This window comes from uncultured Tenacibaculum sp. (genome assembly GCF_947504135.1).
Taxonomy (GTDB): domain Bacteria; phylum Bacteroidota; class Bacteroidia; order Flavobacteriales; family Flavobacteriaceae; genus Polaribacter.
The window spans coordinates 367419-394336 of record NZ_CANNGG010000002.1; the positions used below are offsets into that span (position 1 = coordinate 367419).

The following is a 26918-nucleotide window of genomic DNA, read 5'->3' on the forward strand; positions in this document are numbered from 1 at the left end:
GGTATGCAATTTTATCAAAAAGAAATTCAATTACCAGCATTTAACAGAGGTTATCATTTAATTACAGATATTTTATTAGAAGCATTTCCAGAGCTTAAAAATATTAAGGTAGGACAGTTTCAGGTATTTATAAAACACACATCAGCAAGTTTAACGATTAACGAAAATGCTGACCCGACTGTTCGAATGGACTTTGAGTCGCATATCAACAAAATGATTCCTGAAAATATGCCATACTACAAGCATGATTATGAAGGAGCAGATGATATGCCTGCACATATTAAAAGTTCGATGTTAGGATGTCAGGTACAGATTCCGATCACCAATGGAAAACTTAATTTAGGAACTTGGCAAGGAGTGTATTTAGGAGAGCACAGAAATTATGGTGGTAGAAGGAAAGTAGTACTAACAGCTTTTGGAAATTAAATGAAGTATCATAAATTTAACTTTTACAGAAGTACCTATTGTGAGTTTGAAATGCAAAACATCAATTTTTTTGATGATATGAAAGCTCATTTTCAAAGTAAATCGGGGAGCTATTACTATTACACTGAAGAAGGTGTTTTTCGTTACTCAAACCACTGGGGTAGGGTTGCAAATTGCAGATGGAAAATTCAGGGAATAGACCATTATAAAAATCAGAAATATTATGTAGGCTATGCAAATTGGTCAGACTTTTATCCGCTGAACAGTAAAGATAAAGTGTTTTATATAGAGGTAGACTATCAAGAGCGTAAAGCAAATATCAAAAGAATACGAACTGACGAAGAGTGTAAAGAATTCTTAATGACCTCAGAATTTGCACATCAACGTTTAAAACAAATTCAAACCTTATTTAAAGAGTACAAGTGGGCACGATACTATGAAGAAGATATAGATGTTTTAAGAAAAATAATCATCGAAAAACTCATAACAACAAACAAAACACTACAACAACTAAAGTTGGAGTTATAAATCTTTGTAATCTCTATTAACACCAAGACTAAAGCCAAAGCGCGTGTCACTTTCTCTACCTAGTCTGTGAATAGCAACTTTACCTAATGGAATTTTACCAAACTCGTTGTTGGTAATTTCCTCATTATTTAAAATAAGCTTTCCTTTAAATTGCTTTTTTGTGTTGTACTCACTTCTATCCTTCTTGTTCTGATAAATATTTATAGATAGGATATTATCCTTATCCGTATAACCACAAAAAATACCGTGTTTATCCCAAATCATGTACTCGTTACTCTTTTTTAATTCTCTACTAGGCTTACCCAATACTTGAATTAAAGTACTGTAATTTGTAGGAAAAGTTAGGGGTTTATTGTTTACATGAATAACATCCGTATCGCATTCAATAACTAAATTTTTCACCTTTTTTTTCTTGAAGAAATTAAGCATAGTAGTTGTTTTATTGGGTTAATGAATTTAAGGGATGAAATGTAAAACTAAAAAATAATTTTTAAGAAACTCCTTTCTCTTTTAGTTAAATTTGCTAATTACATATAAAACCCTAATTAATAATGAACATACCTCAAACGAGTTTTCCTCGAGTTATTATTGTAGGAGGTGGATTCGCAGGATTGGCAGCTGCAAGAGCATTAGAAAATCAAGAATTACAAGTTGTTTTAATCGATAAACACAATTACCATACATTTCAACCTTTACTATATCAAGTAGCCACAGGAGGATTGGAGCCTGATAGTATAGCGTTTCCTCTAAGAAAAAGGTTTAACGATATAGAAAATTTTTATTTTCGGTTAGCTAAAGTTACGGGTATAAATGCAGAGAAACGAATTGTAGAAACTACGATTGGTAATTTGGAGTATGACGAGTTAATTCTTGCCACAGGATCTACTACAAATTTCTTCGGAAATACCAATATTCAAAAATATGCGATGGAAATGAAATCGGTTCCGCAGGCATTGAATATTCGTAGTTTGGTTTTAGAAAACTTTGAAGAGGCATTATTGGTTACCGATTTAGAAAAACGAAGAGCGTTAATGAACTTTGTTATTGTAGGAGGAGGACCAACCGGAGTAGAGTTAGCAGGAGCATTAGCGGAAATGAAAAAAGGAATTCTTCCTAAAGATTACCCTGATTTGGATATTCGAGAAATGAAAATTAATCTCATTCAAAGTTCAGGAGAGTTATTAAAAGGGATGAGTAAAGCTTCTTCAGAAAAATCAGAAGATTTTTTAATAAAGTTAGGAGTAGATGTATGGAAAGACCTTCGTGTACTCGATTATGACGGAGAAACTGTTACTACAAACGGAGAAGATCATTTTAAAGCTCAAACCGTTATTTGGGCAGCAGGAGTAAAAGGAGCTGCTGTTAATGGTTTAGTCGAAGAATGTGTAGTTGAAAGAGCCAATCGATTTAAAGTAGATGAATACAACAAAATAATCGGTTATGATAACATATACGCTATTGGAGATGTAGCGTGTATGGAAACCAAAGAGTATGAAAGAGGACACCCTATGATGGCACAACCTGCAATTCAACAAGGAAGGTTGTTGGGGAAAAACATCATAGCCAAGTTAAAGAAGAAAAAGCAAATACCTTTTAAGTACAAAGACAAAGGGTCAATGGCAACTATTGGAAGAAACAAAGCAGTTGTTGATTTACCTAAATGGAAATTCCAAGGAGTTTTTGCTTGGTTTGTATGGATGTTTGTGCACTTGTTTTCACTTATTGGATTTAGAAATAAAGTAATTGTGTTTATGAATTGGGTGTATAATTACATCCGTTTTGATCGTGAAACAAGGTTGATTATCCGTCCGTATAAAAAGAAAAATAAATACAGCTTTAAAGAACAAGAAAATGGCAATTACTAGAAACGTTAAATGTCCAAACTGCGGAGTTTTTAATAAGAATAGCGATTACTGTAAAAATTGTAATACGTTAATTTCTTTTGAAAAGAAACAAGAACAAAAAGTAGCAGCATATAAAGAAGAAGAGCTTCAAAAAGTAAAGTATGAAATAGAAAACCCAAACTTGGCAGAACGCTTAAAAAAACATTCGTTTTGGTTGTATCGTATTGTTGGTTGGGTTTTATACTCGGCGTATTTATTGGTAAGTGCAATAGGAGCGTTAATTGCATGGTTTATAGCAATGGTAGCAGCAGGATAGGAGCGTATGCAAAAAAGGATACTTCCATATTACTTCTATATTTCAGTTGCTGTAGGAAGCTTTATTTATCTCGCTCAGCAATTTGAAATTATACTACCTAAAATCGTTAATAATTATGTAAATGATTTTTTAATACTACCGATTGTATTAACGATCTGTCTTTTTATTTTACGATGGAGTAGAGGGGATAAAAGTTATACAATTCCTCTTGGTGTAATTATGTATATCTGCGCTTTCTACGGAGTTATTTTTGAGTATTTACTACCTAAGTTTCATCCAAGATACACCGCTGATTTCATTGATGTATTCTTATATTTTATGGGTGGTGTAGTTTTTTATTTTCTTCAGAAAAAGGAATAAATATTTTGAAAAACAGAATTAGTGCTTTTTATAAGACACGGTGTTGATGTGTCATTTTTTTCTACCAACTCAAACAAAATTTGTTGTCACCATTGTCTCTATCAATTTCCATAGAACCTGCTTCAGCTCCGTATGTCCAATGACCTGTAAATCTCAGTTTAATTGGGTCAGAATCTTTTGTAATAATCACATTACTAATTTCCCATATTCCAGTCGATTCGTATCCTTTTGTATTTCGAGTATCAGTGTCCAATGTCCATTTAACTTTTCCATTTTCAATTAGAGTGAGAGTAGGTGAAAGTGTATCATTCCGATTTTCCAATATTAATTTTCCATTTTTTGCTAATTGAAATTCTTTAGCATTTTTAGTTATTTCAATTGGTTTAATAGTTACCGCTTCGAAAGGTCCATCATCCATTCCGCAACCAACACTAAATTGATACCAAACTACTCCTATTAGTCCTAAATATCCAGTGATTCCAATTCCTGCAATAATTCCGACTCCTATTAATATTTTTTTAAAGGTTTTGTTCATTTCTAAAAGGTACACAAACTTGTTATATGTCAAACTTTAGCTCTTTTATCCCGACAATAGCATGGGATATAATGAAGTTTAGCAATTTTATTGTTTTCTCAAATATATACAAAAAATCCCGAGTTAATTAACTCAGGATTTTTTTGATTTTATGTTGTTTGCGATTAGTAGCTTACGTAATCAACAATTTCTAATCCGTAACCAATCATACCTACACGTTTGGTTTGTTTAGTGTTAGAAACTAAACGTAGTTTATGTATGTGTAAATCGTGTAAAATTTGAGCACCAATACCAAAATCTTTGTTATCCATTACCACATTCGGAGCTTTCATTTCTCCTTTCGCTTGGTTTTCTTTCAACACACGAAGTCTGTTTAATAAGTTTAACGCTTGCATTTGTTGGTTAATGAATAAGATAGCACCTCTACCTTCATCATTAATAACCTTAAACATTTGGTCTAACTTTTTATCAGCATTGTTGGTAAGTGTACCTAAAATATCGTTGTTAACTAAAGTAGAGTTTACACGAGTTAAAATAGGTTCGTTCTTACTCCAAGTACCTCTGGTTAAAGCAATATGAACTTGGTTGTTAGTCGTTTGTTGGTAAGCGCGTAAACGGAAGTCACCAAAACGAGTTTGAATATTAAAGTCTTCTTTCTTTTCAATTAAAGAATCGTGTTCCATTCGATACGCTACTAAATCTTCAATAGAAACAATTTTCAAATCGAATTTTTTAGCAACTTCTAATAGTTGAGGTAAGCGCGCCATAGTACCGTCTTCATTCATAATTTCAACGATAACTCCAGCAGGTTGTAAGCCAGCTAAACGAGCAAAATCGATAGCAGCTTCGGTATGTCCTGTTCTACGTAAAACACCACCGTTTTTAGCTTTTAGTGGGAAAATATGTCCAGGTCTAGCTAAATCGAAAGGTTTTGTATCAGGATTTATTAAGGCTTCGATAGTTTTAGCTCTATCAGAAGCAGAGATACCAGTAGTAACTCCATTTCCGCGTAAATCTACAGAAACGGTAAAAGCAGTTTCCATAGGGTCGGTATTGTTGCTAACCATCATACCTAATTCTAATTCTTTACAGCGAGTTTCGGTAAGTGGCGTACAAATTAGTCCACGACCATGGGTTGCCATAAAGTTGATCATTTCTGGAGTAATTTTTTCAGCAGCGGCTAAAAAGTCACCTTCATTTTCACGATCTTCATCATCAACAACGATAATAACTTTACCGTTTTTGATATCTTCTATAGCTTCTTCAATTGTGTTTAATTGAATATTCGTTGATGCTTGTGTTGTCATTATTTTGTTGTTTTCTCTTTTTTAGAGAATATGTTTTTAAAAGAGTTTCGTATTGGAGCCATAAAGCTGTTAATATCGAACAATCCTTTGTCTTTAGTTGCTCTAAGTGTTAAAGTTACCGCCAAAGGTAGCATTAAAAATACACTTAGCCAAGAACCGACAATTGCTGTTAGCGAGCTTTCTTCTGCTAAATTTCTACCAAAGGTATTGGAGAAAAAGTACAGTACATAAATAGCAATGGCTAAAATCATGGGTAAGCCCATACCACCTTTTCTAATGATGGAACCTAACGGAGCCCCGATAAAGAAAAGTAGTAAACAAGAGAGTGAAAAAGCAACCCTGTTGTAAAATTCAATGTCGTATAAGTTTAAATATTTACGTCTGTTTTTTAAGGTTTCTTTGTAATCTTTGTTATTGTTTATTGTACGTTCTAACTTTGAAGTTGCTGTGATAAGCACATTTTGTTTTTCTCTTAAATCAAAATTATCAAGGATATCTGACGATAATTTTTTGTTCATTAACGAATCAGGATATTGGTGTAAGTCTTCTACATCAACGCCTAAAAATAGGTTTTTAGCTCTACTGGCAACATAGTCGTGATAACTTTGTTTCATCGTTGGTAACGTGTCTTTTAACTGAGCCAAACTTAACATGTTGTACTGCGTTTTGTACTTTTCTTCTTCAAGATCATCATCACTAAAAGAAGAAATATCGATATTGATTGTATATTCATCAAAATCGGCATAGGATGCAGGCATTTTTTCTCGTTCTTTAAAAGAAGCTCCGTTTTTTATATGGTGTTCAAAAAAATGGCCATCATACAAAACTAAGGTCATGTAACGACTTCCTTCTTCAGAAAGAATTTCACCTTTTTTTGCTGTAATAATTTTATTATTTCCTCTTTTAGAAGATAAATCGTAAATCATTACTTCTTTTAATAGGTTGTCTTCTTCTCCGTATTTTTCTTTAAATTTTATTTGAAAGTTGGGAAGCTCTGTATTAAAACCTCCTGCAACTAGTGCAATGGCAGGTTGCTTTTTCTTAATATTCACCTTCATGTTTAGCTGTTTTAGCATAGCATAAGGGTACACGTAATTGAGAAATAAGAAGTTAATACCGCTTAAAAAAATAGCGAGAAAAACAATCGGACGGACCATTCGTTGTAAGGAAACACCAGCAGATTTTGCTGCAGCAAATTCGTAGTTTTCAGACAAACTACCTAGTGTCATAATCGAAGAAAGGAGTACTCCAATGGGTAAGGCTTGCGGAGTTACAATGAGTGTGGTATACCACAAAAATTTTAAGACTATTTCGACACTTATACCTTTACCAGCAAGATTGTCAAAAACTAACCACAACGCTTGCATTACCAGTACAAATAAGATGATAAAGAAGGTGGCCAAAAAGGGTATTAAAAAACTTTTTAATATATATCTGTCTAATGTTTTCACAGACGCAAAGGTAGTAGGTTAGTGGCATATAAACACAAAAGTTTTGTTAATGATTTTATAAGCAAATCGGTAACAAAACTTTGTGTGATTTTTTTAGTCTATGTAGTAGCCTTGTTTAGCGTATTTAGTTCTATCAAAAGAGAAAAGCTTTTCTGAAATAGGTTGGTTGCTTTTAAACTTGGTAATTGTAAACGTAGTTTCAGCACCATTAGCACCTATTTGCGTAAGTTTGTATATATGTTTTGTTTTAGCATCAACTCCTAATTGTACTTTTACAATATCAGAATTACTATCAATAGGAGTCAAGTCAATGTATTGAACGTGACGCCCATTACTATTTTTTAAAGTTCCCATGGTATAGTTGTAGCCTTCTTTGTAAAAAGTTAATAATTTAGAAGGGTAGATAAATCCGTCTTCTTCTTCAAGGTTACCGTTGCTAATGGTAACTTCTTTTTCATCTTGATTGATAACAACTAATTTTTTTCCATCAAAAATAAACGTGTTACCTAAGTAGTCTAAGTTATACTTTTCGCCAGATAAGGTTATTTCTCCTCTAATTGGAGGGTCGTTGGTAATACCCGCAGCTTTATTTACTAGTGATGAATTAAAACCTATCACCATATTCTTATAAGCCCCCATTTTAGAAGATACTTCATCAAGCAACTTTTTTGCTTCAGAAGATTTCGATTGTCCCATAGCACTTACGCTAATACATAATCCAATAAATAATAATCCTATTTTTTTCATCGTCTGTCTAATTTCCACTTTCGGAATAGTTTATAATTATTAATTCTTTTCGTTTTCTAATAACTGCTCTAAAGCAATTAAATCTGGTACAAGTACTTGTCGTGCTTTACTACCTTCAAAAGGACCAACAATACCTGCTGCTTCTAGCTGGTCTATCAATCTACCAGCACGGTTGTATCCTAGTTTTAATTTACGTTGCAATAACGATGCCGAACCTTGTTGTGCAGTTACAATTATTTCGGCAGCTTCTTTGAACAATTTGTCCCTGTCTGCAATATCAATATCAAGATTTGTGCCACCATCTTCACCAACATACTCTGGTAATAAATAAGCTTCAGGATAAGCGCGTTGAGAGCCAATAAAATCAGTGATTTTTTCTACTTCAGGAGTGTCTACAAAAGCACATTGAATTCGAGTAATATCATTTCCTCCAGAATATAATAAATCTCCACGACCAATTAATTGGTCTGCTCCAGGGGCATCTAAAATTGTTCTGGAATCAATTTTTGAAGTTACTCTGAAGGCAATTCTAGAAGGGAAGTTCGCTTTAATAATACCCGTAATTACGTTTACCGACGGGCGCTGCGTAGCTACAATTAAGTGAATACCAATTGCACGTGCTAATTGTGCTAAGCGAGCAATAGGAGTTTCTACTTCTTTGCCTGCTGTCATAATTAAATCAGCAAATTCATCGATTACTAGTACAATATAAGGTAAAAAGCGATGACCATTTTCTGGGTTTAACTTACGAGCCTTGAACTTAACATTGTACTCTTTAATGTTACGAACCATTGCGTTTTTAAGTAAGTCGTAACGGTTATCCATTTCAATACATAATGAATTTAAGGTGTTTACAACCTTTGTAGTATCGGTAATAATAGCTTCAGATTCATCAGGTAGTTTCGCTAAATAATGACGCTCTATTTTGTTGAATAATGTTAATTCTACTTTTTTAGGGTCGACTAAGACAAACTTTACTTCCGCAGGATGTTTTTTATATAAAAGAGATGTTAAAATAGCGTTCAATCCAACCGATTTACCTTGTCCTGTAGCACCTGCCATTAGTAAGTGAGGCATTTTAGCTAAATCGACAATAAAGGTTTCGTTAGAAATCGTTTTTCCTAAAGCAATAGGAAGTTGCATTGGTGATTCTTGGAATTTCTTAGAGGCAATTACCGAATGCATAGAAACGATGGTTGCCTTTTTATTAGGAACTTCAATACCAATAGTTCCTTTTCCTGGAATTGGTGCAACGATACGAATTCCTAAAGCAGAAAGTGATAGGGCAATATCGTCTTCTAAATTTTTAATTTTTGAAATACGTACTCCTGCTTCTGGTACAATTTCATATAAAGTAATTGTTGGTCCAACCGTAGCTTTAATTTGAGCAATACCAATTTTGTAGTTTTTTAAGGTTTCTACAATTTGGTTTTTATTGGCCTCTAATTCAGTAGGATCAACAGAAATACTTTCGTTATATTCTTTAAGTAAGTTGAAGGTTGGAAACTTAAAGTTCCCTAGTTCTAGCGTAGGATCAAATTCACCAAAATCTTTTATTAATTGATCCGATAAATTTTCGGTAACACTTTTTTCTTCTGCAATTTTTTCAATAGCAACTTCAACTTCATTTTTACTTTCTTCTGAAACTTTGAGAGTTGGTTCTTTTGTTTGGTGAATGTCTAAAGGAACTTCTCCAGTATCTTCTTTCTCTACTGTATTGTTTACATCAGAATAGTTAGAAATAGTAGGTTGTAAATTTTCTACAGACAATTCGAAGCCTGATTTGTTATCTGTTTTAGGTTTTTTAATTTCAGAAGTAGTCTCTTCAATAATTGTTGAATCTTCTATAGTTGTAGTATCATCTTGAGTTGTGGTAGTTTTGTTATTGAAAATAGTTTTATTCTTCTCTTTTTGATTTCTTACTTTTTCGCTAATCGCTTCAGGTGTAATGCTAAAACGAATGATTAAATAAGCAACTAAAAAGAATAATAATAAAATAGATAAACCAGTTTTACCTAAAAATGTTTGTAAATATTCATTCAATTCAAAACCGATAACTCCAGATAATAAGGAGTTTTCTTTTTCAACAAATCCCAGAGAGGTAGAAATCCAAAGCATGATTAAAACACCCCAGTTCCAAGAGGTAATAATACGTTTTAAATTGGTTTGAAGTAATATACGAGCTCCTGTTAAAAATAAGGTTATAGGAATAAGAAATGCCCCTAAACCAAAACCTTTGTAGACAAAAAAGTTGCTTAATTTAGCACCAATTTTTCCTAGTAGATTTTTAGTTTGAACAGTTCTGTCTGCAAACTGGGTTAAGGTACTTTGATCTTCTTGCCACGAAAAGAAAAAAGAGATAAAAGCAACAGTTAAAAAGATAGAAAATAGTAATAGGAAAAAACCAAGAATAGTTTGGTTTTGTCTATTGGAAAAAAAGGAATTTATTCTTTTAAAAATAGATATTCTAGGTTGTTTTTTTTGAACAGTTGTCTTTTTTTTTGCCATGTATTTTTGTTAGAAATAAATTGAACGCTACAATATAGCTATTATTTTAGGAAGGTAAATTATACCCGCAATAATTAATGAAGTAATAGCAGCAAAGGTAGGAGCACCAGCAGCAATATCTTTAATAAAACCTATTTTTTTATGATAATCGGGGTGTATAAAATCAGCTACTTCCTCAATAGTAGTATTTAAAGCTTCTGCAACTAAAACAAGCCCAATAACCAAGCACTGGATCATCCATTCTGTAGAAGAAATATGAAAATAAAACCCCATGATAGTAGCAATTAAAGCAAATGTAAGTTGAACTTTTATACTATCTTCTGTAGTTATTAATAACCACATTCCTTTTACAGCAAATTTAATACTACGAAGGCGTCCTTTTAAAAAGCCGTCATTAGGTTTTTTCATAGATAATTACAATGCTTTTAAAGCGGCTTCGTAATTAGGTTCATCAACAGTTTCGTTTACCTGTTCTGTATAAGTTACATTACCATTTTCGTCAATGATAATGATAGAACGAGAATGTAAACCAGCTAAAGGACCTGTAGTAATTTCTAAACCATAATCTTTACCAAATTGACCAGCGGCAAAATCAGATAACATAATTACGTTTTCAATGCCTTCAGCACCACAAAAACGACCTTGAGCAAAAGGTAAATCTCTAGAAATACATAAAACTTTGGTGTTTTCTAAGTTAGCAGCCTTTTTATTAAACTCTCTTACAGATGTTGCACAAGTACCTGTGTCGACGCTAGGGAAAATATTTAAAATTAATTTAGAACCGTTAAAGTCACCTAAATTTTTAACAGATAAATCAGTTGCAACTAGTGAAAAATCAATTGCCTTAGTTCCAGTTTTAGGTAAGTTACCTATTGTTTCTATTGTGTTACCTTTTAGAGTTATTGAAGCCATTTTGTATGTGTTTTAGGAAAATCAAAAGTAAGAATAATTAAATAACTAAGAGTAAAATTCTAGGTTATTCATAATTAATTTAATTTTTTTAAAACCAAGAAGCGCTCCTTTTCGTAGGTATGGTTAAATAGAAAGAATATTAATTTAAAAACCATTATTTATGAAAATCTTAAACTTTTTTAAAGTAACTGTTTTAGTAATTGCTTTATTTGCTAATCAAAGTATTACAGCACAAGAAAAAACAAAAATGGTCGGAGGAGCAGAAATGTATCCATCAAAAAACATTGTACAAAATGCAGTGAACTCTAAAGACCATACTACACTGGTAGCTGCTGTAAAAGCCGCAGATCTGGTAGGCGTTTTATCAAGTAAAGGACCTTTTACAGTTTTTGCTCCTGTAAATAAGGCTTTTGATAAGCTTCCAGAAGGAGTAGTTGAATCATTATTAAAACCAGAAAACAAAATGAAATTACAAACGATTTTAAAATATCATGTCGTTGCTGGTAAATGGAGTGCAAACGAATTAGCAAAGCTAATAAAAGATGAAGGAGGTAAAGTTTCTTTAGAAACAGCTAGTGGGGAAAAGATAACTGCATGGATGAAAGGGAAAAATGTTTACATATCTGATGCGAATGGGGGAAAGGCAAAAGTTACGATTACAGATGTAAACCAATCTAATGGAGTAATTCATGTAATTAATAGTGTTTTATTACCTAAATCGTAAGTACGAGGATAAAGTGTAATTATTTGATATCATAAAAACCGCTTTTAAGCGGTTTTTATTTTGTTATAACCCTACATTATTTTAGATAACAGTTGTATTTTTGCAAGCCGAAAAGAATACCAAATTGAATTTACAACAATATACTTCGGAGTTTAAATATAACTTGAAACTTGCAGCGCCTGTAATGTTAGGAATGCTAGGACATACATTTGTAAGTTTTATAGATAATATTATGGTGGGACAACTTGGGACAGCTGAATTAGCAGCGGTTTCATTAGGGAACAGTTTTATGTTTATTGCCATGTCGTTAGGTATTGGTTTTTCTACTGCGATAACACCTTTAATTGCTGAAGCTGATTCTTCCAACAATTTTGATCAGGCTAAATCAGCTTTTAAACACGGACTCTTTTTGTGTACTATGATGGGAATCATTCTGTTTTTAGCAGTATTCTTTTCTAAACCTTTAATGTATTTAATGAAACAGCCTATAGAGGTAGTTGAGTTGGCAATACCATATTTAGACTTAGTAGCTTTTTCATTAATTCCGATGATTGTTTTTCAGGCATTTAAACAATTTAGTGATGGAATGTCAATGACACGTTATCCTATGTATGCTACATTAATAGCCAATGTGTTAAATGTATTATTGAACTATTTATTAATATACGGGAAGTTTGGTTTTCCAGAGTTAGGAATTGTAGGTGCTGCCTATGGAACTTTGCTGTCAAGATTTGTGATGGTAACTTATTTATGGTGGCTGTTGAGTAAAAAAGAACGTTCAAAACGTTTAGTAACCAACATTAAGTTCTTTGTTTTAGACACGTTAATGCTTCGAAAAATTATTAGTTTAGGTACACCAAGTGCTATGCAAATGTTTTTTGAGGTAGCTATTTTTACTGCAGCTGTTTGGTTAAGTGGATTGCTAGGAAAGAATCCTCAAGCAGCAAATCAGATAGCATTGAACTTATCTTCTATGACATTTATGGTAGCAACAGGGTTAAGCGTTGCTTCTATGATTAGAGTAGGAAATCAAAAAGGACTAAAAAACTATAAAGAACTACGAAGAATAGCATTTTCAATCTTTTTTTTAGGAACTATATTAGCGGTTGTATTTGCTACTTTCTTCTTTGTTTTTCATAAATCATTGCCAAATTTATATGTTGATTTAAGCGATGCTGAAAATTATGTAGATAATATGGAGGTGATGAGTATTGCAGCTAATTTATTAATTGCAGCAGCTATTTTTCAAATTAGTGATAGTATACAAGTAATGGTGTTAGGAGCTTTACGTGGTTTACAAGACGTTAAAATGCCGACATTAATTACATTTATATCGTATTGGGTAGTTGGTTTTCCAATCAGCTTTTATTTCGGTTCAAAAGAAATGTATGGTAGTTTCGGAATTTGGCTTGGACTATTGGCAGGATTAACAACCGCTTCAATTTTACTTTTTATACGATTTAATAAATTAACTTTACAATTGATTAAAACAAAACATAATGAACTTACCTAAATTTTTATTAGCAGATAATAGCAATCATCCAGAAGATATTTTTGTGTTACATACTGAGTATCCACGTTTTTTAATCAATTTAAAAGATGATGAAATAGAGTGGTTTGAAGACTTGTCTAACGAAAATGAACAAGACTTAGCTAATGAGTTAGAAGGGTTAATTGAAGCTGCAGGATTATTTTATGATGCTGAAATGGAAGGATTAGAATAAACTTTATTAAGAATAATAGAAAACGCCATAGTGATTAACCAAACACTATGGCGTTTTTGTTTATTTAGTTATTTCATGTGTCCAAAAAGCACCGCTAATATCTGTTATTTTTACAGTATATGTTCCGTTAGGAACCTGTGAAAAAAATTGATTACTAAAAGTCATTTTTGCTTTGGCTCCTAAAGGAACAACTAAGCTATGTTTACCAGGTTTAATTTTAGCAACATAATAGTTTGATATGTTTTGATCAGCTAACGAAGCTAACTCTTTTTGAGTGTACTGAACAATAGATTTATTATTTTGATCCAATACTTCAATAGCAATAACCCACGACCCGTATGCATCAACACCTTCTGTTCTAAAAACGTCAAAAGAAAGCGTATCGTTGTTAATTTTACCTTCTGTTATTTCTAATTTAGGTTTAACCGATTTGTTATGAAGCGTTCCCCAAACCCCACCATGAAATACTTGATTGGTAAATAACGTCATTCCTAAAATGGCTAACGATCCTACTAAAACAAATCTTGGGAAAATGTTGTTTTTAATCGGTAAAATTCCTGATCCTAACCATGCAAACCATTTTTTATTAGTGAAGGAAAAATTGTTCTTCATAAAGTAGTTATCTAGCGAGTACTTACTGCTTCCTGTTAAAAACAGTACATATCCTGTTGCGATTCCAAGTACACCAATTTGCCATTCGTCAAGGCAGGTTGTTCCAATCCAACCAGAACCCAAAAGAATTCCCATAGCAAGACCGAATACACCAATACTCATTATTCTGGTGAATAAACCAAAGATGATAAAGAATCCTACAATTCCTTCAATAATGGTAAATATTACCATGTTTAGCCAAAGAATATCAGGATTTTCAACTAAGTATTGGATAAGGGGTTTTATTCCTAATGCATTAGGAAGAAAATGGTTGAATTTTTCTCCGATATACCCTGCTAATTCAGGATCGAGTTTGTTAGCTAAAATTGTTCTTCTCCAAAAAGCGGAGAAGTAAGTCCATCCAATAACCAATCGTATTGCCAGAACTAAAAGTCCTGAGTCGTTTTTTATATTGTTGTTAATCATAATATTTTATTTTGATATGAAGACTGATGCTATTTTAAAGTTTTAAGCACAGCCGATGAACTACATAAGTTAGTGTTATGTAGATTGAATTTTATTTTAGAAAGTTGAAAGGAGGGAAGGCTTAAAGGTAAACCTTGAAATTTTTGAATAAAATATAAAGAGGGATAGAAGAGGTTATAAATCCCTTTTTTTGATAATTAGTAGTAATTTTATTAGGAAAGCTTTCAATAAAGTAAAGAGAGAAGTTAAAAGCTCTAGTTGGAAAAAATGGTGAAATTTTGGTAGAAGCAGCTACTTGTATTAGAGAAGCATCTGTAGTTTCAGTATCATAACAACTTAGTTGGTTGTGAGTTGTTTGGCTTTTGTTTGAAACCTCTGTTTGGGGAATATTTAGTTCTGCTTGTACGTAGTTTCTAACTTTACAAGGTGAAAATAGCAATAAAAAAATCAACCCTATTATGGGAAATAGAGTTGATTTTTCGGTTATTTTATTAAGCTTTATCACTTGGTAAACTTATAAAATAAACTAAGTAGTATTTGTTATAATTTTCTTAATTAAATTATAACTTTTTATTGGCTTTCATGAGTTCTAGCTCATGTTCAAAATTCACTTTCTTTTTTACGGTGTAAGGCATTTTTTCAATAGCAATAGCTTTAAGAGTAATTGCCTTTTTTGTTTTTCCTGCTTTATACAACATATCTGCTTTTAAGTTATCTATTGAATATTTTTCAGGAATTAATTTATAACAGTATTTAATCCATTTCTTCAAATTTCTTTTTTCTTTACTCGTTTGTGTGAAGTCAAAGTAATGATTAGCTGTTTCAATAATAGGTTTTACAATATTGTTAGCATCTCTACCTTCTTTGTAATTTTGTAGCATGATATCAGTAAAAGGATCTTTTCCAAACTCTTTGTTTTTAGAATACAACTGATAATACTTACTGTCTTCTTCTTTAATTTCTTTAAGAGTTTTTTGGTTCATTAAACTATTAATGTATTGCTCAGCTAAGTGCTTAAAAGCTTCATGATTTTTAGAATAACGATAACAATCCATAGTGTAGACAGTTAAATTATCATCCGATTTTGAGCGATATACCCCGTTTTATAACGTTCAATTACCACTTTCATAAGTTCAGCATCTTGACTTTTTCGAGCGTGTCCTACCGATCTTGAAAAGGTTGCACTTTTAAATCGACTTAACGATTTTTTTTGTCTGTCAGTAGCAAGAGTTAGGTAATGTTCGTAATTGTTGTTTAAAATTTCTTCCGATTTTGTACCAAGACATACAGAGAATTGTTTGTTTAATAAGAAATTCATCATTTGAATGTCAAACTCTTCAAATTCAGTTTGCACTTTTAACCAAGCATTAATACCTTCAGGAGGATCCGTACCTAGTTCTTCCATTTTTTGATAGTACATTTTGAGAAATGCTTCACCGTTTTGCTTTTCAGTAAACATTTCTTGTAGTTTCGCCCAACTATATTTTGAACTCGAAGCGTTTAGGGCTGCAGTTCCGAAGCCAATCATATCATATCCATTAGTAACCCCGACACCTTTATGAACAACATCTCCGTCACCATTTACAAATACTAAAGTAGGATAAGAAGTAATTTTATATCGTCTAGCTTCTGCTATACCTTCTTTTTCTGCGTCAAGCTTTAAATAGATGAAGTTTTTATTGTAAAACTCATCGTTTTTAGGCTCTTTAAACGGACCCTTAGCAAGTTTTTTACACGGACCACACCATTCTGTATAAAAATCGATAAATATTAATTTGTCTTCTGCTTTAGCTTGTGCTAGGGCTTCGTCAAATTTTAGACTCTTAAAGTCAATTCCTTGAAAAAATAATAAGTTTACTGTAAACAAGAAAAGTACAAGAGCTATTGATTTTTTTTCATAAGATGATTGATTTCTTTATAAATGAATAGTTGTTTCGGATTCATTTATAGGACGAATAAATCTTAGAAGAGGGTGAAACGTAGTGTAAAATAATATTTTAAGAAATAAGAGGCGGTTTTATTTGTAAGTGCTCCATTTCTTTTCCTGTAAGTGTCTTTTTGCTAGTAATTTCAAATCCTAGTTTTAAATACAATCTTTTTGCATTCGGATTATCTTTATCAACTAATAAACCTAAGGTTTCTTTTCTTTTAGAAACGTATTCATCAATTAAAAAGTGCAACATTTTAGACCCAAGACCTTTACCTTGATAGTTGGGGTTTACACCGATGCAGTCAATGTAAAACTCACCTTCTTGAGTTTCGTCTTCACATTGAAAATCTCGATTGAACATTGTTTTTACCAAAGAAGCTACAGGAGTTCTTAGTTTTTTTAAATCGGCTCCGTTATAAACGTTTGCTAAAGCGATTGTATTATCATTATCGTCAATTACCCAACAGTTTTCGTAAGAATATTGATTTTCTTTTTGAAGAATTAACTTTTCTAAAAAAGAAAGTGCTTTTTCTCTTGAGTTTTCTCCTATGAATTTATACACGATATCCTCCATTGCTAACATCATATAAGTAGCAATTTCTTTTGTGTCTTGTGGAGTAGCTTTTCTAATAATCATGTTAGTTTTTTCATATCGTTTTTTAAGGTTGATAAAATTACAGCTATTTTTTGGCACGCTCCACCAGCTCTAATTGCTCAATTTTAGCTTCCGTAGTAAATAACCCGTAATTTATAAATGCTTTTTTCTTTTCTATTTTGTCAATAGTTCCTACAGCATTTCCGTCAATTAAACGAACTCTGTCATTTACTTTAAAAACATAGGCAGCTCTTTCCTTTGCAATTTTTTCAGCTTCTTTTTTCTTTTCTTCTCGAACCTTTACAACTTTTTGAAGCACTTCTTTTTCTACTTTTTTAATTGCTTCTTGTTGTTTTTTTGTTGCAACCTTCTCTTCTTTTTTTTCTGTTTTAGTTTTCTTTTTAGGCGGATTCTTCTTTATATACTTGGTTTTTTCAGCCATAGCCCATTTAAAAAAGCTAGCAGAAAGTTCTTTCTTATTATTTGTTTGGAAGTATTTATTGAGCATTTCATTAATACTCCTTCCTAAAGATAGCATGCGTTGGTTGTTATCGTATAACTCTTGGAAACCTTCTAATTTTTCACGTATTTTAAGTTCTTTTTCTTGTAAGTTTTCAATATGCTCTTGTCCTTTAGATTTTTGTTTGTTTAAGCTTTCAGAAGTTTTTTGTAAGCGATTTCGCTCCTTTTGAAGTTTGGAAATCGTCTTATCTAAACGAACTTTTTCGGTTTCAACACGCTTTTTTGCGCGATTGATCAAGCTATACGGAATTCCGTTTTTCTGCGCTACCTCAAAGGTAAAAGAGCTCCCTGCTTGCCCAATATATAGTTTATACAAAGGTTCTAAAGTACGTTCGTCAAACTGCATATTGGCATTGGTAACATTATCCAATTCATCTGCTAATACTTTTAAGTTTGCATAGTGCGTGGTTATAATTCCGAAGGCTTTCTTCTCATAGAATTCCTCCAAGAAAATCTCAGCCAAAGCCCCTCCTAACTCAGGATCAGAACCTGTACCAAATTCATCAATTAAAAACAAGGTGTTGTCATTACACTTCCTTAAAAAGTAGCGCATGTTTTTCAATCGATAGCTATAGGTACTCAATTGATTTTCGATAGATTGATTATCACCAATGTCAGTCAAGATAGTATTGAAAAGTGTAGTTTCACTACGTTCATGTACAGGGATTAATAATCCGCTTTGTAGCATGACTTGTAATAAGCCAATCGTTTTTAATGTGATACTTTTTCCTCCCGCATTAGGTCCTGAAATAACAATTATTTGTTGCTCTTCACTTAACTGAATAGTCTGTGGGATAGTTTCAATATTTTTAGCGTTATTTTTTTGCCATAAAATAGGGTGAAACGCATTTTTTAAAAAAACCTTTTTCTCTTTGGAGATTTTAGGTAGTAATCCGTTAATGCTCTTAGCATATTTTGCTTTGGCACCTACCATATCTAAATGTGTTAAAAAAGTAACGTATTCAGTTAGTAACGGAGTAAAAGGTCTTATTTCAGTAGCTAAAGCTCGTAATATGCGAACGACTTCTTGTTTTTCTTCGTACAATAAGTTCTGTAACTCTCTACTGTAAGAAAGTGTTGCTTGTGGAGCTATGTATACAATGTTTCCAGATTTTGATGATCCTAATAAACTTCCTTTAACCTTACGTCTGTGCATCGCTAAAACTGCTAAAACACGCTGATTATCAATTACCGTTTCTTTAATATCATCTAAATATCCACTTGACATGTTTTTACTCAACGCACGAGAAAAACTTTCAGAAATTTTACCTCGTACAGAGCCAATTTCTTTTCGTATCTGTTTTAAGGCTGTAGATGCATTGTCAGCAACCTCACCGTATGGAGTAATTATTTTCTTTATACTATCTACAATTATTGTTGTAAACTCAACTTCATCACTTAAGGAAAATAATGTAGGGTAGTAGGTTTGAAATTTCTTTAAAAATTTCTTTTGTTCATTAACAGTTTCTGAAACAGCTGAAACCTTTAAGAAACCGTCTGTTTCTAAAAAACTGTTTTCTATAGCAAGTCGCTTAATTTCTTCAGAAATATCTTCAAAATAATGATTCGGAATTCGGTTTTCATTTTCAAAAGAAGACAGATATTCATTCACCATATTCAACTCAAAAAATAACTTTTTTTTGTTTGAAATAGGTTGAACTAGCATTGTTTTCTCTTTTCCTAAATTAGAGATACAGTGCGTTGCAACTTGTTCTAAAACCGTTGTAAATTCTAAATCTTGAAGTGTTTTTTCTGTAATGTTTTTAGTCAAAATAGTATATTTGAAACCACGACAAAAATAACAAACAATGCAAGTAAAAATTAATGATAGCTGGAAAAATATTTTACAATCTGAATTTGAAAAACCCTATTTTGAAAATCTTACCAGTTTTGTTAAAAATGAATACTCAAAGCATACGTGTTATCCAAAAGGGTCAGATATTTTCGTAGCGTTTGATTTTTGTTCGTTAGATGATTTAAAAGTAGTGATTTTGGGTCAAGATCCATACCACGGGGTAGGGCAGGCTAATGGATTGTGTTTTTCGGTACATGACGGTGTTGCACATCCTCCATCATTGATTAATATTTTTAAAGAAATAGAAAAAGATGTAAACATTCCATACCCTAAAAGTGGCGATTTGTCTCGTTGGGCAAAACAGGGAGTGTTGTTGTTAAATGCTACTTTAACGGTTAGAGCGGGAGAAGCGGGAAGCCATCAAAAACAAGGTTGGGAACAATTTACTGATGCTGTAATTGAGAAAATATCTGAAGAAAAAGAGGATGTCGTGTTTTTACTTTGGGGTGGTTTTGCTAAGAAAAAAGCAAAGCTTATTGATAAAAACAAGCATCATATTTTAACCTCAGGTCATCCATCACCGTTAAGTGCCAATCGTGGGTATTGGTTTGGTAACAAGCATTTCTCTAAAACCAACGATTTTTTACAAAGGATTGGTTCACCAACTATTCAATGGTAATTTCTGGTAAAATGGTTTTGTTGTAATAGGGTAAAATAATTGCATCTAACATATCTTCGGTAACATCAGGGTAGTGGACTTCAACAATTTTATTTGAGTTAATCCACTTTTCAATTTTTGGTAATTGTTTTTTACTTAGTTTTTTTACGACTGTAACTCCCATTTCTTTTAAAGTAACAGCGTTGCATTGTTGTTCGTACTGATTTTTCATTGGAATAACCAATAGTTTTTTACGTAAGTATAAAGCCTCTGCAGGTGTTGCAAAACCTGCACCACAAATTATTCCTTTAGCAGAAGCCATACTACGAATAAAAGCATCGTCGTTTATTGGTAGGATGGTAATATTATGGAAAAATTGATGCTCTTTTGTTTTTTTAGAAAACACCTGCCATTTTATGTCTTTTATGCTTGAAAGTACTTTGATTATTTTTTCATCACTATAAGAAGGTAAATACACTGTGTAATGTCCTTTGTTTGTAATATTTCTATAGCGAATTTCCTTACGGATAATAGGTAAGAAGGTTGAAGAGGAATGAGTTTTAAAGTGAAATCCGAATTTATTTTTTGCAGGCGCATAGTATTTAATAATCAAACGCTCTAACCTAAACCTTTTAAAAGCAGAGTTTTTTTCGTTTAACAAAGCATTTTGATTGCTCAAAGAGATAATGGGGACATTTCTAAATAAACATGCCCAAGCTGAGATAGGTTCAAAATCGTTAATAACTAAATCATATTCTTTTACAGGTAATGTTTTAACTTCTTTGTAAACTTTCTTTAGGCTTAAGTCTTTTAAGCTGCTAATTAGATCAATTCCACCTTTTTTACCAAAAACAAAACCTAAGCCATGTAATTTATATTTTATGTTGAAAGGAAGCTCTATTTCATATTGTGAGCCAATAACCAATATGTCAACATCACCACGTCTTTGTAAATGTGGGATTATCTCTAAGGCTCTACTTGCATGTCCGTTTCCTGTTCCTTGAAAAGCGTATAATATTTTCATCTTTTTAAATTTTTATAATTGATTGTTTTTAGAAAATTACCTGTTTAGTAGGTATTGACCATTTCCTAACTTAATGCCCATTATAAGCTTCATGATTATTGGGTTTTAATGTTAAACTCTTTAAGGAGCTCTGTAAAAAGTTTACTATTATTGTGTTCAGAACTAATGAGCTCTAGATCTTTTACAGAGTAGTCTAAATGAATATTTTTAGCGATCTCATCTTTTTCATATTCATATAAAGACCACGTTTTGTTTTTGTATTCCAGAGCAGTTAAGTTTTCTATCCAATCACCTGAATTTAAGTATACAGTACTTCCTTTTTCAGTTTTGATGGTTCTCATTTCTGGTTGATGAATGTGTCCACAGACTACATAGTCATACCCCTCATCAATTGCAATGTCTGCAGCAGTTGTTTCAAAATTATTGATGAATTTAATGGCGCTTTTTACACTATTTTTAATTTTTTTGGAGAAAGAGAGTCTGCCGTACCCTAGTTTATGACTTACCCAGTTTACAATCGTATTAATAAGGATTAAAAAATCATAGCCCATTCCGCCTAGTTTCGCAAGCCATTTTGAATGTTGCATGGTAACATCAAAAACATCACCGTGAAAGAACCATCCCTTTTTACCATCAATATCAAGTACTACTTTGTTTACGATTTCAAAGCTTCCTAAGCGAAAACCTTTAAACCTACGCAGCATTTCATCGTGATTTCCTGTGATGTAATACACTTTTGTTCCAGAAGTGATGAAATTCATCAGTTGCTTAATGACTTTCATGTGTGGTTTAGGAAAGTAACGTTTGTTAAATTGCCAAATATCAATAATATCTCCGTTTAAGATTAATATTTTAGGATTGATGGTTTTTAGATAATTATTGAGTTCAGTAGCTCTACAACCAAAAGTTCCTAAATGTACATCTGATATTACAGCAATATCTAATTTACGTTTTTTGTGTTTTTTCATTCTAAGTATACTTCGATGTTTACCAAAGTTACTTTTCGAATGTTTTTAAAAAGTGAAGTAATTATAAATTATTAGTAATAAAATCTTTACTAAAAAGTGTAGTGAATGTTATGTAAAAGTAAAAAGCTCGGTAAAAACCGAGCTTTTTATATAGCTTGTTTGAAGATTACTTGTTGTACAATACCCATTCTCCTTTTTCTAATAAAGGAATAGCTTGTTTGTACTTAACTTCTTTTTCTTCACCAGACATTACATTTTTGATGTTAACTTTTTCGTTACGACCAATTTTTGGTTGTTCACGAACAACTGTTTCTACAGCTTGTTGTTCCTGCGTTTGTTGGTTACGTGCATTGCTAATAGCTTGCTGTGTTGAGTTTTGAACTTCATCTTTACGTAAATCTAATTGCTCACGTTGTTGTTCACGAGCTTCAGATACTTGTGAAGCTTCTTGACTAGGTAGTTTTCCTTTAAATAAGAACGATAAAACTTCTTTATTTACTTTGTCAATCGTTTCTTGGAATAACTCAAAAGCTTCAAACTTATAAACCAATAATGGATCTTTTTGCTCGTACGTAGCATTTTGAACAGTTTGTTTTAATTCGTCCATTTTACGTAAGTGATCCTTCCAGTTTTCATCAATAATCGCTAAAGTGATGTTTTTTTCAAAATCGTTAACTAATGATTTTCCTTCACTTTCGTAAGCTTCTTTTAAGTTGGTAACTACCTGTAATGTTTTAGAACCATCTGTAAAAGGAACAACAATACGCTCGTAACGGTCACCTTCGTTTTCAAAAACATTTTTAATTACTGGGAATGCATTTTCAGCATTTCTTTCCGCATCGTTTTTGTAGTGTTCCGTTACTATTTTGTATAGCTTGTCAATTAAATCTTGCTCTGATGTTTTACTGAATTCTTCTTCAGAAAAAGGAGAAGTCATTGCAGAGAAGCGAATTAATTCGAACTCAAAGTTTTGGAAGTCTTTAGCGCCCTTATTTTGTCTTACAATTGAATCACAGGTATCGTAAATCATGTTTGCAATATCAATCTGTAAACGCTTTCCGTCTAAAGCATGACGACGACGTTTGTATACAAACTCACGCTGTGCGTTCATAATATCATCATACTCTAATAAACGCTTACGAATACCAAAGTTGTTTTCTTCTACTTTTTTCTGAGCTCTTTCAATAGATTTAGAAATCATAGAATGCTGAATTACTTCACCTTCTTTTAACCCCATTCTATCCATCATCTTCGCAATTCTTTCAGAACCAAATAAACGCATTAAGTTATCGTCTAAAGCTACATAGAATTGAGAAGAACCTACATCTCCTTGACGTCCTGCACGACCACGTAACTGACGGTCTACACGACGAGAATCATGGCGTTCTGTACCAATAATAGCTAAACCACCTGCTGCTTTAACTTCGTCAGATAATTTAATATCGGTACCACGACCAGCCATGTTTGTAGCAATGGTTACCACTCCTGGTTTACCAGCTTCAGCAACTACATCAGCTTCTCTTTTGTGTAATTTTGCATTTAATATATTGTGAGGAATTTTACGAATTTGTAACATTCTTCCTAATAATTCAGAGATTTCAACCGAAGTAGTACCTACTAATACAGGTCTTCCTTCTCCAACTAATTTTACAATGTCTTCAATTACTGCGTTGTATTTTTCACGCGTAGTTTTATAAACTAAATCTTGTTTGTCGTCTCTTTGAATTGGTTTATTTGTAGGAATTTCAACAACATCTAGTTTATAAATTTCCCAGAATTCACCTGCTTCTGTAATCGCCGTACCTGTCATACCAGATAACTTACGGTACATTCTAAAGTAGTTTTGTAAAGTAACGGTAGCAAACGTTTGCGTAGCGTCTTCAATTTTTACATTCTCTTTAGCTTCAATGGCTTGGTGTAACCCATCAGAGTAACGACGACCGTCCATAATACGACCTGTTTGCTCGTCTACAATCATTACCTTATTGTCCATAACCACATACTCTACATCTTTTTCAAAAACCGTGTAGGCTTTTAAGAGTTGGTTCATGGTATGAATGCGCTCACTCTTCACACTAAATTCGCGATATAATTCTTCTTTTTGATCAGCTTTCTCTTCTGGAGTAGCATCGCTTTTATCTATTTGACCAACTTTTACACTAATATCTGGTAAAACGAAGAACGTTTCATTTTTTGTGATATCAGAAAGGTGTGCAATACCTTTATCAGTTAAATCAATTTGATTGTTCTTTTCTTCAATAGTAAACCATAATTCAGCATCAACTTCAGGCATTAGCTTGTTGTTGTCTTGCATGTAAAAGTTTTCAGTTTTTTGAAGAATTTGTTTAACTCCTTCTTGAGATAAAAACTTAATTAAGGCTTTGTTTTTAGGAAGACCTCTGTAAACTCTTAATAATAAGAAACCACCTTCTTTAGTGTCTCCTTCTTTAATTAAACGTTTAGCTTCAGCTAAAACACCTACTAAGTATTTATTTTGAATAGAAACTAAATCGGCAACTAGAGGCTTTAATTCATTAAATTCATGATTGTCTCCTTGTGGTACTGGTCCAGAAATAATTAACGGTGTACGAGCATCGTCAATTAAAACAGAATCCACCTCATCAATAATAGCATAGTTTGGCGCACGTTGTACTAAGTCCTTCTTAGAGTTAGCCATGTTATCACGCAAGTAGTCGAAACCAAACTCATTGTTAGTTCCGTAAGTAATATCAGCATTATAAGCCTCTCTACGTGCTTCAGAATTTGGTTGGTGGAAATCAATACAGTCAGTACTTAAGCCGTGGAACTCAAAAATAGGAGCCATCCACGCGCGGTCACGTTTTGCCAAGTAGTCGTTTACAGTAACAACATGTACTCCATTACCTGTTAAAGCGTTTAGGTATACAGGTAGTGTAGAAACTAACGTTTTACCTTCCCCTGTCATCATTTCGGCAATTTTACCCTGGTGTAAAACTGATCCACCGATTAATTGTACATCGTAGTGAATCATGTCCCAAATAACTTCTTTACCAGCAGCATCCCATGAGTTAGCCCAAAAAGCTTTGTCTTCTTCTAAAGTAATATGTTCTCTAGTAGCTGATAATTCTCTATCGAAAGGAGTAGCGGTAACTTCTAATTCTGTGTTTTTGGTAAAACGTTTTGCAGTTTCTTTTACAACAGCAAAAGCCTCTGGCATGATGTCTAATAAAACAGCTTCAGAAGCTTCGTAAGCTTCGTCTTTTAATTTATCAATTTCTGTATAAATTTCTTCTTGACGATCGATGTCTGCTTTTTTAGCTTCTTCCTCAAGCTCAGCTATTTTATTATTAAAAGATTTGGTAGCGTCTTTAATTTTCGATTTAAACTCAATTGTTTTTGCCCGTAATTCGTCATTTGATAAACTGTTTAATGAATTTTCAAAAGATCGTACTTTTTCAACGATCGGTTGTAGTGATTTTAGGTCCTTTTGTTGTTTGTCTCCAACAAATAGTTTTATAATCGAATTTAAAACGCTCATTTGTAAAATATTGTTTTATAGCTAATTAAGTTGTTTTTAATTAGCGTTTTTTGTGTTTTTATTGATTGCTTAAAAGTAAGCAAAAAAAAAGCCTCTGTAAAAGAGACTTTTTATTATTTATTTTTTTCTAGTATTCATCTTCATTCCAAAGATAATCTTCTTCAGTAGGGTAATCTGGCCAGATTTCAATAATAGAATCGTACGCCTCACCTTCATCTTCGATATCTTGTAAGTTTTCTACCACTTCTAACGGTGCTCCAGTACGAATAGCGTAATCAATTAATTCGTCTTTAGTTGCAGGCCAGGGTGCATCTGCTAAATAAGATGCTAATTCAAGTGTCCAATACATTTCTTTATCGGTTTAATAAGATTTTCCGCAAAAATAATTTTTTTTTGTAAAAAGTCAAGTTTTTTTTAAAAAATGTGAAATCAATAATTAAAGAACTTAGTTATAGCTTTTCAGGAATCCATTTAATTTCCTCAGCTTGTAAGTCTTGGGTCAACTTCCGTGCCAATACAAAAAGGTAGTCAGAAAGTCGGTTTAAATACTTTAAAACAGTATCGCTAATTGTTTCTTCTTCGTTTAAAGCCACGGCTAATCGTTCCGATCTACGGCATACGCAGCGTGCTATGTGACAAAATGACACGGTTTGATGACCGCCTGGTAATACAAAGTGTGTCATTTGAGGTAAATCTTTATTCATAAGGTCAATATCGTCTTCTAAAAACTGAATTGACTCTTCATTAATTTTAGGGATGTTTAAGCGTTCTTTACCACTTTTTAAAGTTTCCTTTTCTGGTGGTGTAGCTAACATGGCGCCCAATGTGAACAAATCGCTTTGAATTTTTGTTAATTTCTTTTTTAAAGTATCATCAATGTTTTGATCTCTAATTAATCCAATGTAAGAGTTAAGTTCATCAACAGTTCCGTAGCTTTCTATTCGTAAGTGGTGTTTAGGTACTCGAGTACCACCAAATAGGGCAGTGGTACCTTTATCACCTGTTTTAGTATATATTTTCATATGTTTTTTATTGGTTTGATTAATTATTTTAAGATAGCCAATTTATCTAAAATATAATCAGGACAACGCATAGGTCTTTTTGTTTTATTGTTAATAAATGCTAACACAGTATTTCCAGTTGAAATTAGGTCGTTATTTTGATTGGTAATTTCATAGTCGAATTCAATTTTTACTGAAGGTGTTTTTTTTAAAATAGTTGTAATGGTTAATTCATCGTCGTATAATGCTGATTTTTTAAAGTTACAAGATAAAGATATAACAGGTAGCATGATTCCTGTTTTTTCCATATATTTGTAGGTAACGCCCAGAGAACGTAACCATTCGGTGCGACCAATCTCAAAAAACTGTGCGTAGTTCCCATGGTAAACTACTCCCATTTGATCAGTTTCAGCATATCGAACACGTGTAGATGTTTTATGTTTTTGCAA

The 26918-nt window shown here is 32.6% G+C and carries 28 protein-coding genes; 9 read left to right on the forward strand and 19 right to left on the reverse strand.

All coding sequences use genetic code 11. From position 1 onward, the window contains the following. The first annotated feature begins 3 nt into the window (after positions 1-3). Together Q0663_RS05160 and Q0663_RS05165 are read left to right on the forward strand one after the other, a co-directional pair. Complete coding sequence (locus tag Q0663_RS05160) at positions 4-426, forward strand: secondary thiamine-phosphate synthase enzyme YjbQ (RefSeq protein WP_274635140.1); 423 nt, start codon at positions 4-6, stop codon at positions 424-426. Beyond that, entirely contained in the window at positions 427-954 is a 528-nt protein-coding gene (locus Q0663_RS05165; RefSeq protein WP_299007468.1) for a hypothetical protein, read from the forward strand. Here the strand turns inward: Q0663_RS05165 and Q0663_RS05170 are convergent. Beyond that, positions 949-1356 (reverse strand): hypothetical protein, encoded by a 408-nt coding sequence (locus Q0663_RS05170; RefSeq protein ID WP_299007471.1) that lies wholly within the window; start codon positions 1354-1356, stop codon positions 949-951. The genes Q0663_RS05165 and Q0663_RS05170 overlap by 6 nt on opposite strands. 149 nt (positions 1357-1505) lie before the next feature. On the opposite strand from Q0663_RS05170, the gene Q0663_RS05175 reads away from it, so the two are divergent. From Q0663_RS05175 to Q0663_RS05185, 3 genes are read left to right on the forward strand one after another with little or no spacing between them, the layout of a single operon-like run. Further along, positions 1506-2819 carry an NAD(P)/FAD-dependent oxidoreductase gene (locus tag Q0663_RS05175; protein ID WP_299007473.1) on the forward strand — a complete coding sequence of 438 codons (1314 nt, stop codon included), beginning with the start codon at positions 1506-1508 and terminating at the stop codon, positions 2817-2819. Then, positions 2806-3114: a hypothetical protein gene (locus Q0663_RS05180; RefSeq protein WP_299002738.1), complete on the forward strand. Its 309-nt coding sequence runs from the start codon at positions 2806-2808 to the stop codon at positions 3112-3114. The genes Q0663_RS05175 and Q0663_RS05180 overlap by 14 nt, the downstream gene beginning before the upstream one ends. Positions 3115-3120: 6 nt before the next feature. Next, positions 3121-3474, forward strand: a complete 354-nt coding sequence (locus Q0663_RS05185; RefSeq protein ID WP_299007476.1) for a hypothetical protein — start codon at positions 3121-3123, stop codon at positions 3472-3474. 61 nt (positions 3475-3535) lie between these two features. Here the strand turns inward: Q0663_RS05185 and Q0663_RS05190 are convergent, their stop codons facing one another. The 7 genes from Q0663_RS05190 to tpx form a co-directional block, all read right to left on the reverse strand. Further along, a complete protein-coding gene (locus Q0663_RS05190; protein ID WP_299007479.1) occupies positions 3536-4009 on the reverse strand; it encodes a hypothetical protein in 474 nt (157 codons plus the stop codon). Between the two features lie 164 nt (positions 4010-4173). Beyond that, positions 4174-5316: a 3,4-dihydroxy-2-butanone-4-phosphate synthase gene (gene ribB, locus Q0663_RS05195; RefSeq protein ID WP_274635257.1), complete on the reverse strand. Its 1143-nt coding sequence runs from the start codon at positions 5314-5316 to the stop codon at positions 4174-4176. Next, positions 5316-6767 carry an LptF/LptG family permease gene (locus tag Q0663_RS05200; protein ID WP_299007483.1) on the reverse strand — a complete coding sequence of 484 codons (1452 nt, stop codon included), beginning with the start codon at positions 6765-6767 and terminating at the stop codon, positions 5316-5318. The genes ribB and Q0663_RS05200 overlap by 1 nt, the downstream gene beginning before the upstream one ends. Before the next feature lie 93 nt (positions 6768-6860). After that, positions 6861-7514 carry an outer membrane lipoprotein carrier protein LolA gene (locus Q0663_RS05205; RefSeq protein WP_299007486.1) on the reverse strand — a complete coding sequence of 218 codons (654 nt, stop codon included), beginning with the start codon at positions 7512-7514 and terminating at the stop codon, positions 6861-6863. Positions 7515-7553: 39 nt separating this feature from the next. Next, positions 7554-10022, reverse strand: a complete 2469-nt coding sequence (locus Q0663_RS05210) for a DNA translocase FtsK (RefSeq protein ID WP_299007489.1) — start codon at positions 10020-10022, stop codon at positions 7554-7556. 27 nt (positions 10023-10049) lie between these two features. Further along, positions 10050-10430, reverse strand: a complete 381-nt coding sequence (locus tag Q0663_RS05215) for a diacylglycerol kinase family protein (protein WP_299007491.1) — start codon at positions 10428-10430, stop codon at positions 10050-10052. A 6-nt stretch (positions 10431-10436) separates the two neighbouring features. Continuing rightward, on the reverse strand, positions 10437-10934 hold the full coding sequence (gene tpx / locus Q0663_RS05220; protein ID WP_299007493.1) for a thiol peroxidase: 498 nt from the start codon (positions 10932-10934) through the stop codon (positions 10437-10439). 160 nt (positions 10935-11094) lie between these two features. Between tpx and Q0663_RS05225 the strand changes: the two genes are divergently transcribed. The 3 genes from Q0663_RS05225 to Q0663_RS05235 all read left to right on the forward strand — a co-directional run bounded on the left by Q0663_RS05225 (position 11095) and on the right by Q0663_RS05235 (position 13382). Continuing rightward, positions 11095-11658 carry a fasciclin domain-containing protein gene (locus Q0663_RS05225; protein WP_299007495.1) on the forward strand — a complete coding sequence of 188 codons (564 nt, stop codon included), beginning with the start codon at positions 11095-11097 and terminating at the stop codon, positions 11656-11658. A 124-nt stretch (positions 11659-11782) separates the two neighbouring features. Further along, a complete protein-coding gene (locus Q0663_RS05230) occupies positions 11783-13171 on the forward strand; it encodes an MATE family efflux transporter (RefSeq protein ID WP_299007497.1) in 1389 nt (462 codons plus the stop codon). Next, on the forward strand, positions 13158-13382 hold the full coding sequence (locus Q0663_RS05235) for a hypothetical protein (protein ID WP_299007500.1): 225 nt from the start codon (positions 13158-13160) through the stop codon (positions 13380-13382). Before Q0663_RS05230 ends, Q0663_RS05235 begins: the two co-directional genes overlap by 14 nt. A gap of 60 nt (positions 13383-13442) precedes the next feature. On the opposite strand, the gene Q0663_RS05240 is transcribed toward Q0663_RS05235, so the two are convergent. The 5 genes from Q0663_RS05240 to Q0663_RS05260 all read right to left on the reverse strand — a co-directional run bounded on the left by Q0663_RS05240 (position 13443) and on the right by Q0663_RS05260 (position 19277). Further along, positions 13443-14459: a TQO small subunit DoxA domain-containing protein gene (locus Q0663_RS05240; RefSeq protein WP_299007503.1), complete on the reverse strand. Its 1017-nt coding sequence runs from the start codon at positions 14457-14459 to the stop codon at positions 13443-13445. 560 nt (positions 14460-15019) lie between these two features. After that, a complete protein-coding gene (locus tag Q0663_RS05245; RefSeq protein WP_299007505.1) occupies positions 15020-15514 on the reverse strand; it encodes a hypothetical protein in 495 nt (164 codons plus the stop codon). An 11-nt stretch (positions 15515-15525) separates the two neighbouring features. Beyond that, on the reverse strand, positions 15526-16326 hold the full coding sequence (locus Q0663_RS05250) for a thioredoxin domain-containing protein (protein WP_299007508.1): 801 nt from the start codon (positions 16324-16326) through the stop codon (positions 15526-15528). A gap of 130 nt (positions 16327-16456) precedes the next feature. Next, positions 16457-17026: a GNAT family N-acetyltransferase gene (locus tag Q0663_RS05255; RefSeq protein WP_299007511.1), complete on the reverse strand. Its 570-nt coding sequence runs from the start codon at positions 17024-17026 to the stop codon at positions 16457-16459. Positions 17027-17069: 43 nt separating this feature from the next. Next, a complete protein-coding gene (locus Q0663_RS05260) occupies positions 17070-19277 on the reverse strand; it encodes a DNA mismatch repair protein MutS (protein WP_299007514.1) in 2208 nt (735 codons plus the stop codon). Positions 19278-19314: 37 nt separating this feature from the next. On the opposite strand from Q0663_RS05260, the gene Q0663_RS05265 reads away from it, so the two are divergent. Next, positions 19315-19980 (forward strand): uracil-DNA glycosylase, encoded by a 666-nt coding sequence (locus Q0663_RS05265; RefSeq protein ID WP_299007517.1) that lies wholly within the window; start codon positions 19315-19317, stop codon positions 19978-19980. Here Q0663_RS05265 and Q0663_RS05270 read toward each other — a convergent pair. From Q0663_RS05270 to Q0663_RS05295, 6 genes are all read right to left on the reverse strand, one after another. Next, on the reverse strand, positions 19967-20983 hold the full coding sequence (locus tag Q0663_RS05270) for a glycosyltransferase family protein (protein ID WP_299007521.1): 1017 nt from the start codon (positions 20981-20983) through the stop codon (positions 19967-19969). The two genes, Q0663_RS05265 and Q0663_RS05270, sit on opposite strands and share 14 nt — an antisense overlap. Before the next feature lie 95 nt (positions 20984-21078). Further along, entirely contained in the window at positions 21079-21951 is an 873-nt protein-coding gene (locus Q0663_RS05275; protein ID WP_299007523.1) for a UDP-2,3-diacylglucosamine diphosphatase, read from the reverse strand. Between the two features lie 166 nt (positions 21952-22117). Next, the gene (gene secA, locus Q0663_RS05280) at positions 22118-25468 is read right to left on the reverse strand and encodes a preprotein translocase subunit SecA (protein ID WP_299007525.1); all 3351 of its coding nucleotides are present in this window, start codon (positions 25466-25468) and stop codon (positions 22118-22120) included. Positions 25469-25595: 127 nt separating this feature from the next. Continuing rightward, a complete protein-coding gene (locus tag Q0663_RS05285) occupies positions 25596-25817 on the reverse strand; it encodes a DUF2795 domain-containing protein (RefSeq protein ID WP_047789198.1) in 222 nt (73 codons plus the stop codon). A 100-nt stretch (positions 25818-25917) separates the two neighbouring features. Then, positions 25918-26490 (reverse strand): cob(I)yrinic acid a,c-diamide adenosyltransferase, encoded by a 573-nt coding sequence (locus tag Q0663_RS05290; protein ID WP_299007550.1) that lies wholly within the window; start codon positions 26488-26490, stop codon positions 25918-25920. 23 nt (positions 26491-26513) lie between these two features. Continuing rightward, positions 26514-26918 (reverse strand): thioesterase family protein, encoded by a 405-nt coding sequence (locus Q0663_RS05295; RefSeq protein WP_299007553.1) that lies wholly within the window; start codon positions 26916-26918, stop codon positions 26514-26516.

What these genes read in the sequence shown, in the direction of transcription:
- Q0663_RS05160 (WP_274635140.1), top strand. Translation starts at nt 4, where the DNA reads ATGCAATTTTATCAAAAAGAAATTCAATTACCAGCATTTAACAGAGGT.
- Q0663_RS05165 (WP_299007468.1), top strand. Translation starts at nt 427, where the DNA reads ATGAAGTATCATAAATTTAACTTTTACAGAAGTACCTATTGTGAGTTT.
- Q0663_RS05175 (WP_299007473.1), top strand. Translation starts at nt 1,506, where the DNA reads ATGAACATACCTCAAACGAGTTTTCCTCGAGTTATTATTGTAGGAGGT.
- Q0663_RS05180 (WP_299002738.1), top strand. Translation starts at nt 2,806, where the DNA reads ATGGCAATTACTAGAAACGTTAAATGTCCAAACTGCGGAGTTTTTAAT.
- Q0663_RS05185 (WP_299007476.1), top strand. Translation starts at nt 3,121, where the DNA reads ATGCAAAAAAGGATACTTCCATATTACTTCTATATTTCAGTTGCTGTA.
- Q0663_RS05190 (WP_299007479.1), bottom strand. Translation starts at nt 4,009, where the DNA reads ATGAACAAAACCTTTAAAAAAATATTAATAGGAGTCGGAATTATTGCA.
- ribB (WP_274635257.1), bottom strand. Translation starts at nt 5,316, where the DNA reads ATGACAACACAAGCATCAACGAATATTCAATTAAACACAATTGAAGAA.
- Q0663_RS05205 (WP_299007486.1), bottom strand. Translation starts at nt 7,514, where the DNA reads ATGAAAAAAATAGGATTATTATTTATTGGATTATGTATTAGCGTAAGT.
- Q0663_RS05210 (WP_299007489.1), bottom strand. Translation starts at nt 10,022, where the DNA reads ATGGCAAAAAAAAAGACAACTGTTCAAAAAAAACAACCTAGAATATCT.
- Q0663_RS05215 (WP_299007491.1), bottom strand. Translation starts at nt 10,430, where the DNA reads ATGAAAAAACCTAATGACGGCTTTTTAAAAGGACGCCTTCGTAGTATT.
- tpx (WP_299007493.1), bottom strand. Translation starts at nt 10,934, where the DNA reads ATGGCTTCAATAACTCTAAAAGGTAACACAATAGAAACAATAGGTAAC.
- Q0663_RS05225 (WP_299007495.1), top strand. Translation starts at nt 11,095, where the DNA reads ATGAAAATCTTAAACTTTTTTAAAGTAACTGTTTTAGTAATTGCTTTA.
- Q0663_RS05235 (WP_299007500.1), top strand. Translation starts at nt 13,158, where the DNA reads ATGAACTTACCTAAATTTTTATTAGCAGATAATAGCAATCATCCAGAA.
- Q0663_RS05240 (WP_299007503.1), bottom strand. Translation starts at nt 14,459, where the DNA reads ATGATTAACAACAATATAAAAAACGACTCAGGACTTTTAGTTCTGGCA.
- Q0663_RS05245 (WP_299007505.1), bottom strand. Translation starts at nt 15,514, where the DNA reads ATGGATTGTTATCGTTATTCTAAAAATCATGAAGCTTTTAAGCACTTA.
- Q0663_RS05255 (WP_299007511.1), bottom strand. Translation starts at nt 17,026, where the DNA reads ATGATTATTAGAAAAGCTACTCCACAAGACACAAAAGAAATTGCTACT.
- Q0663_RS05265 (WP_299007517.1), top strand. Translation starts at nt 19,315, where the DNA reads ATGCAAGTAAAAATTAATGATAGCTGGAAAAATATTTTACAATCTGAA.
- Q0663_RS05270 (WP_299007521.1), bottom strand. Translation starts at nt 20,983, where the DNA reads ATGAAAATATTATACGCTTTTCAAGGAACAGGAAACGGACATGCAAGT.
- Q0663_RS05275 (WP_299007523.1), bottom strand. Translation starts at nt 21,951, where the DNA reads ATGAAAAAACACAAAAAACGTAAATTAGATATTGCTGTAATATCAGAT.
- secA (WP_299007525.1), bottom strand. Translation starts at nt 25,468, where the DNA reads ATGAGCGTTTTAAATTCGATTATAAAACTATTTGTTGGAGACAAACAA.
- Q0663_RS05285 (WP_047789198.1), bottom strand. Translation starts at nt 25,817, where the DNA reads ATGTATTGGACACTTGAATTAGCATCTTATTTAGCAGATGCACCCTGG.
- Q0663_RS05290 (WP_299007550.1), bottom strand. Translation starts at nt 26,490, where the DNA reads ATGAAAATATATACTAAAACAGGTGATAAAGGTACCACTGCCCTATTT.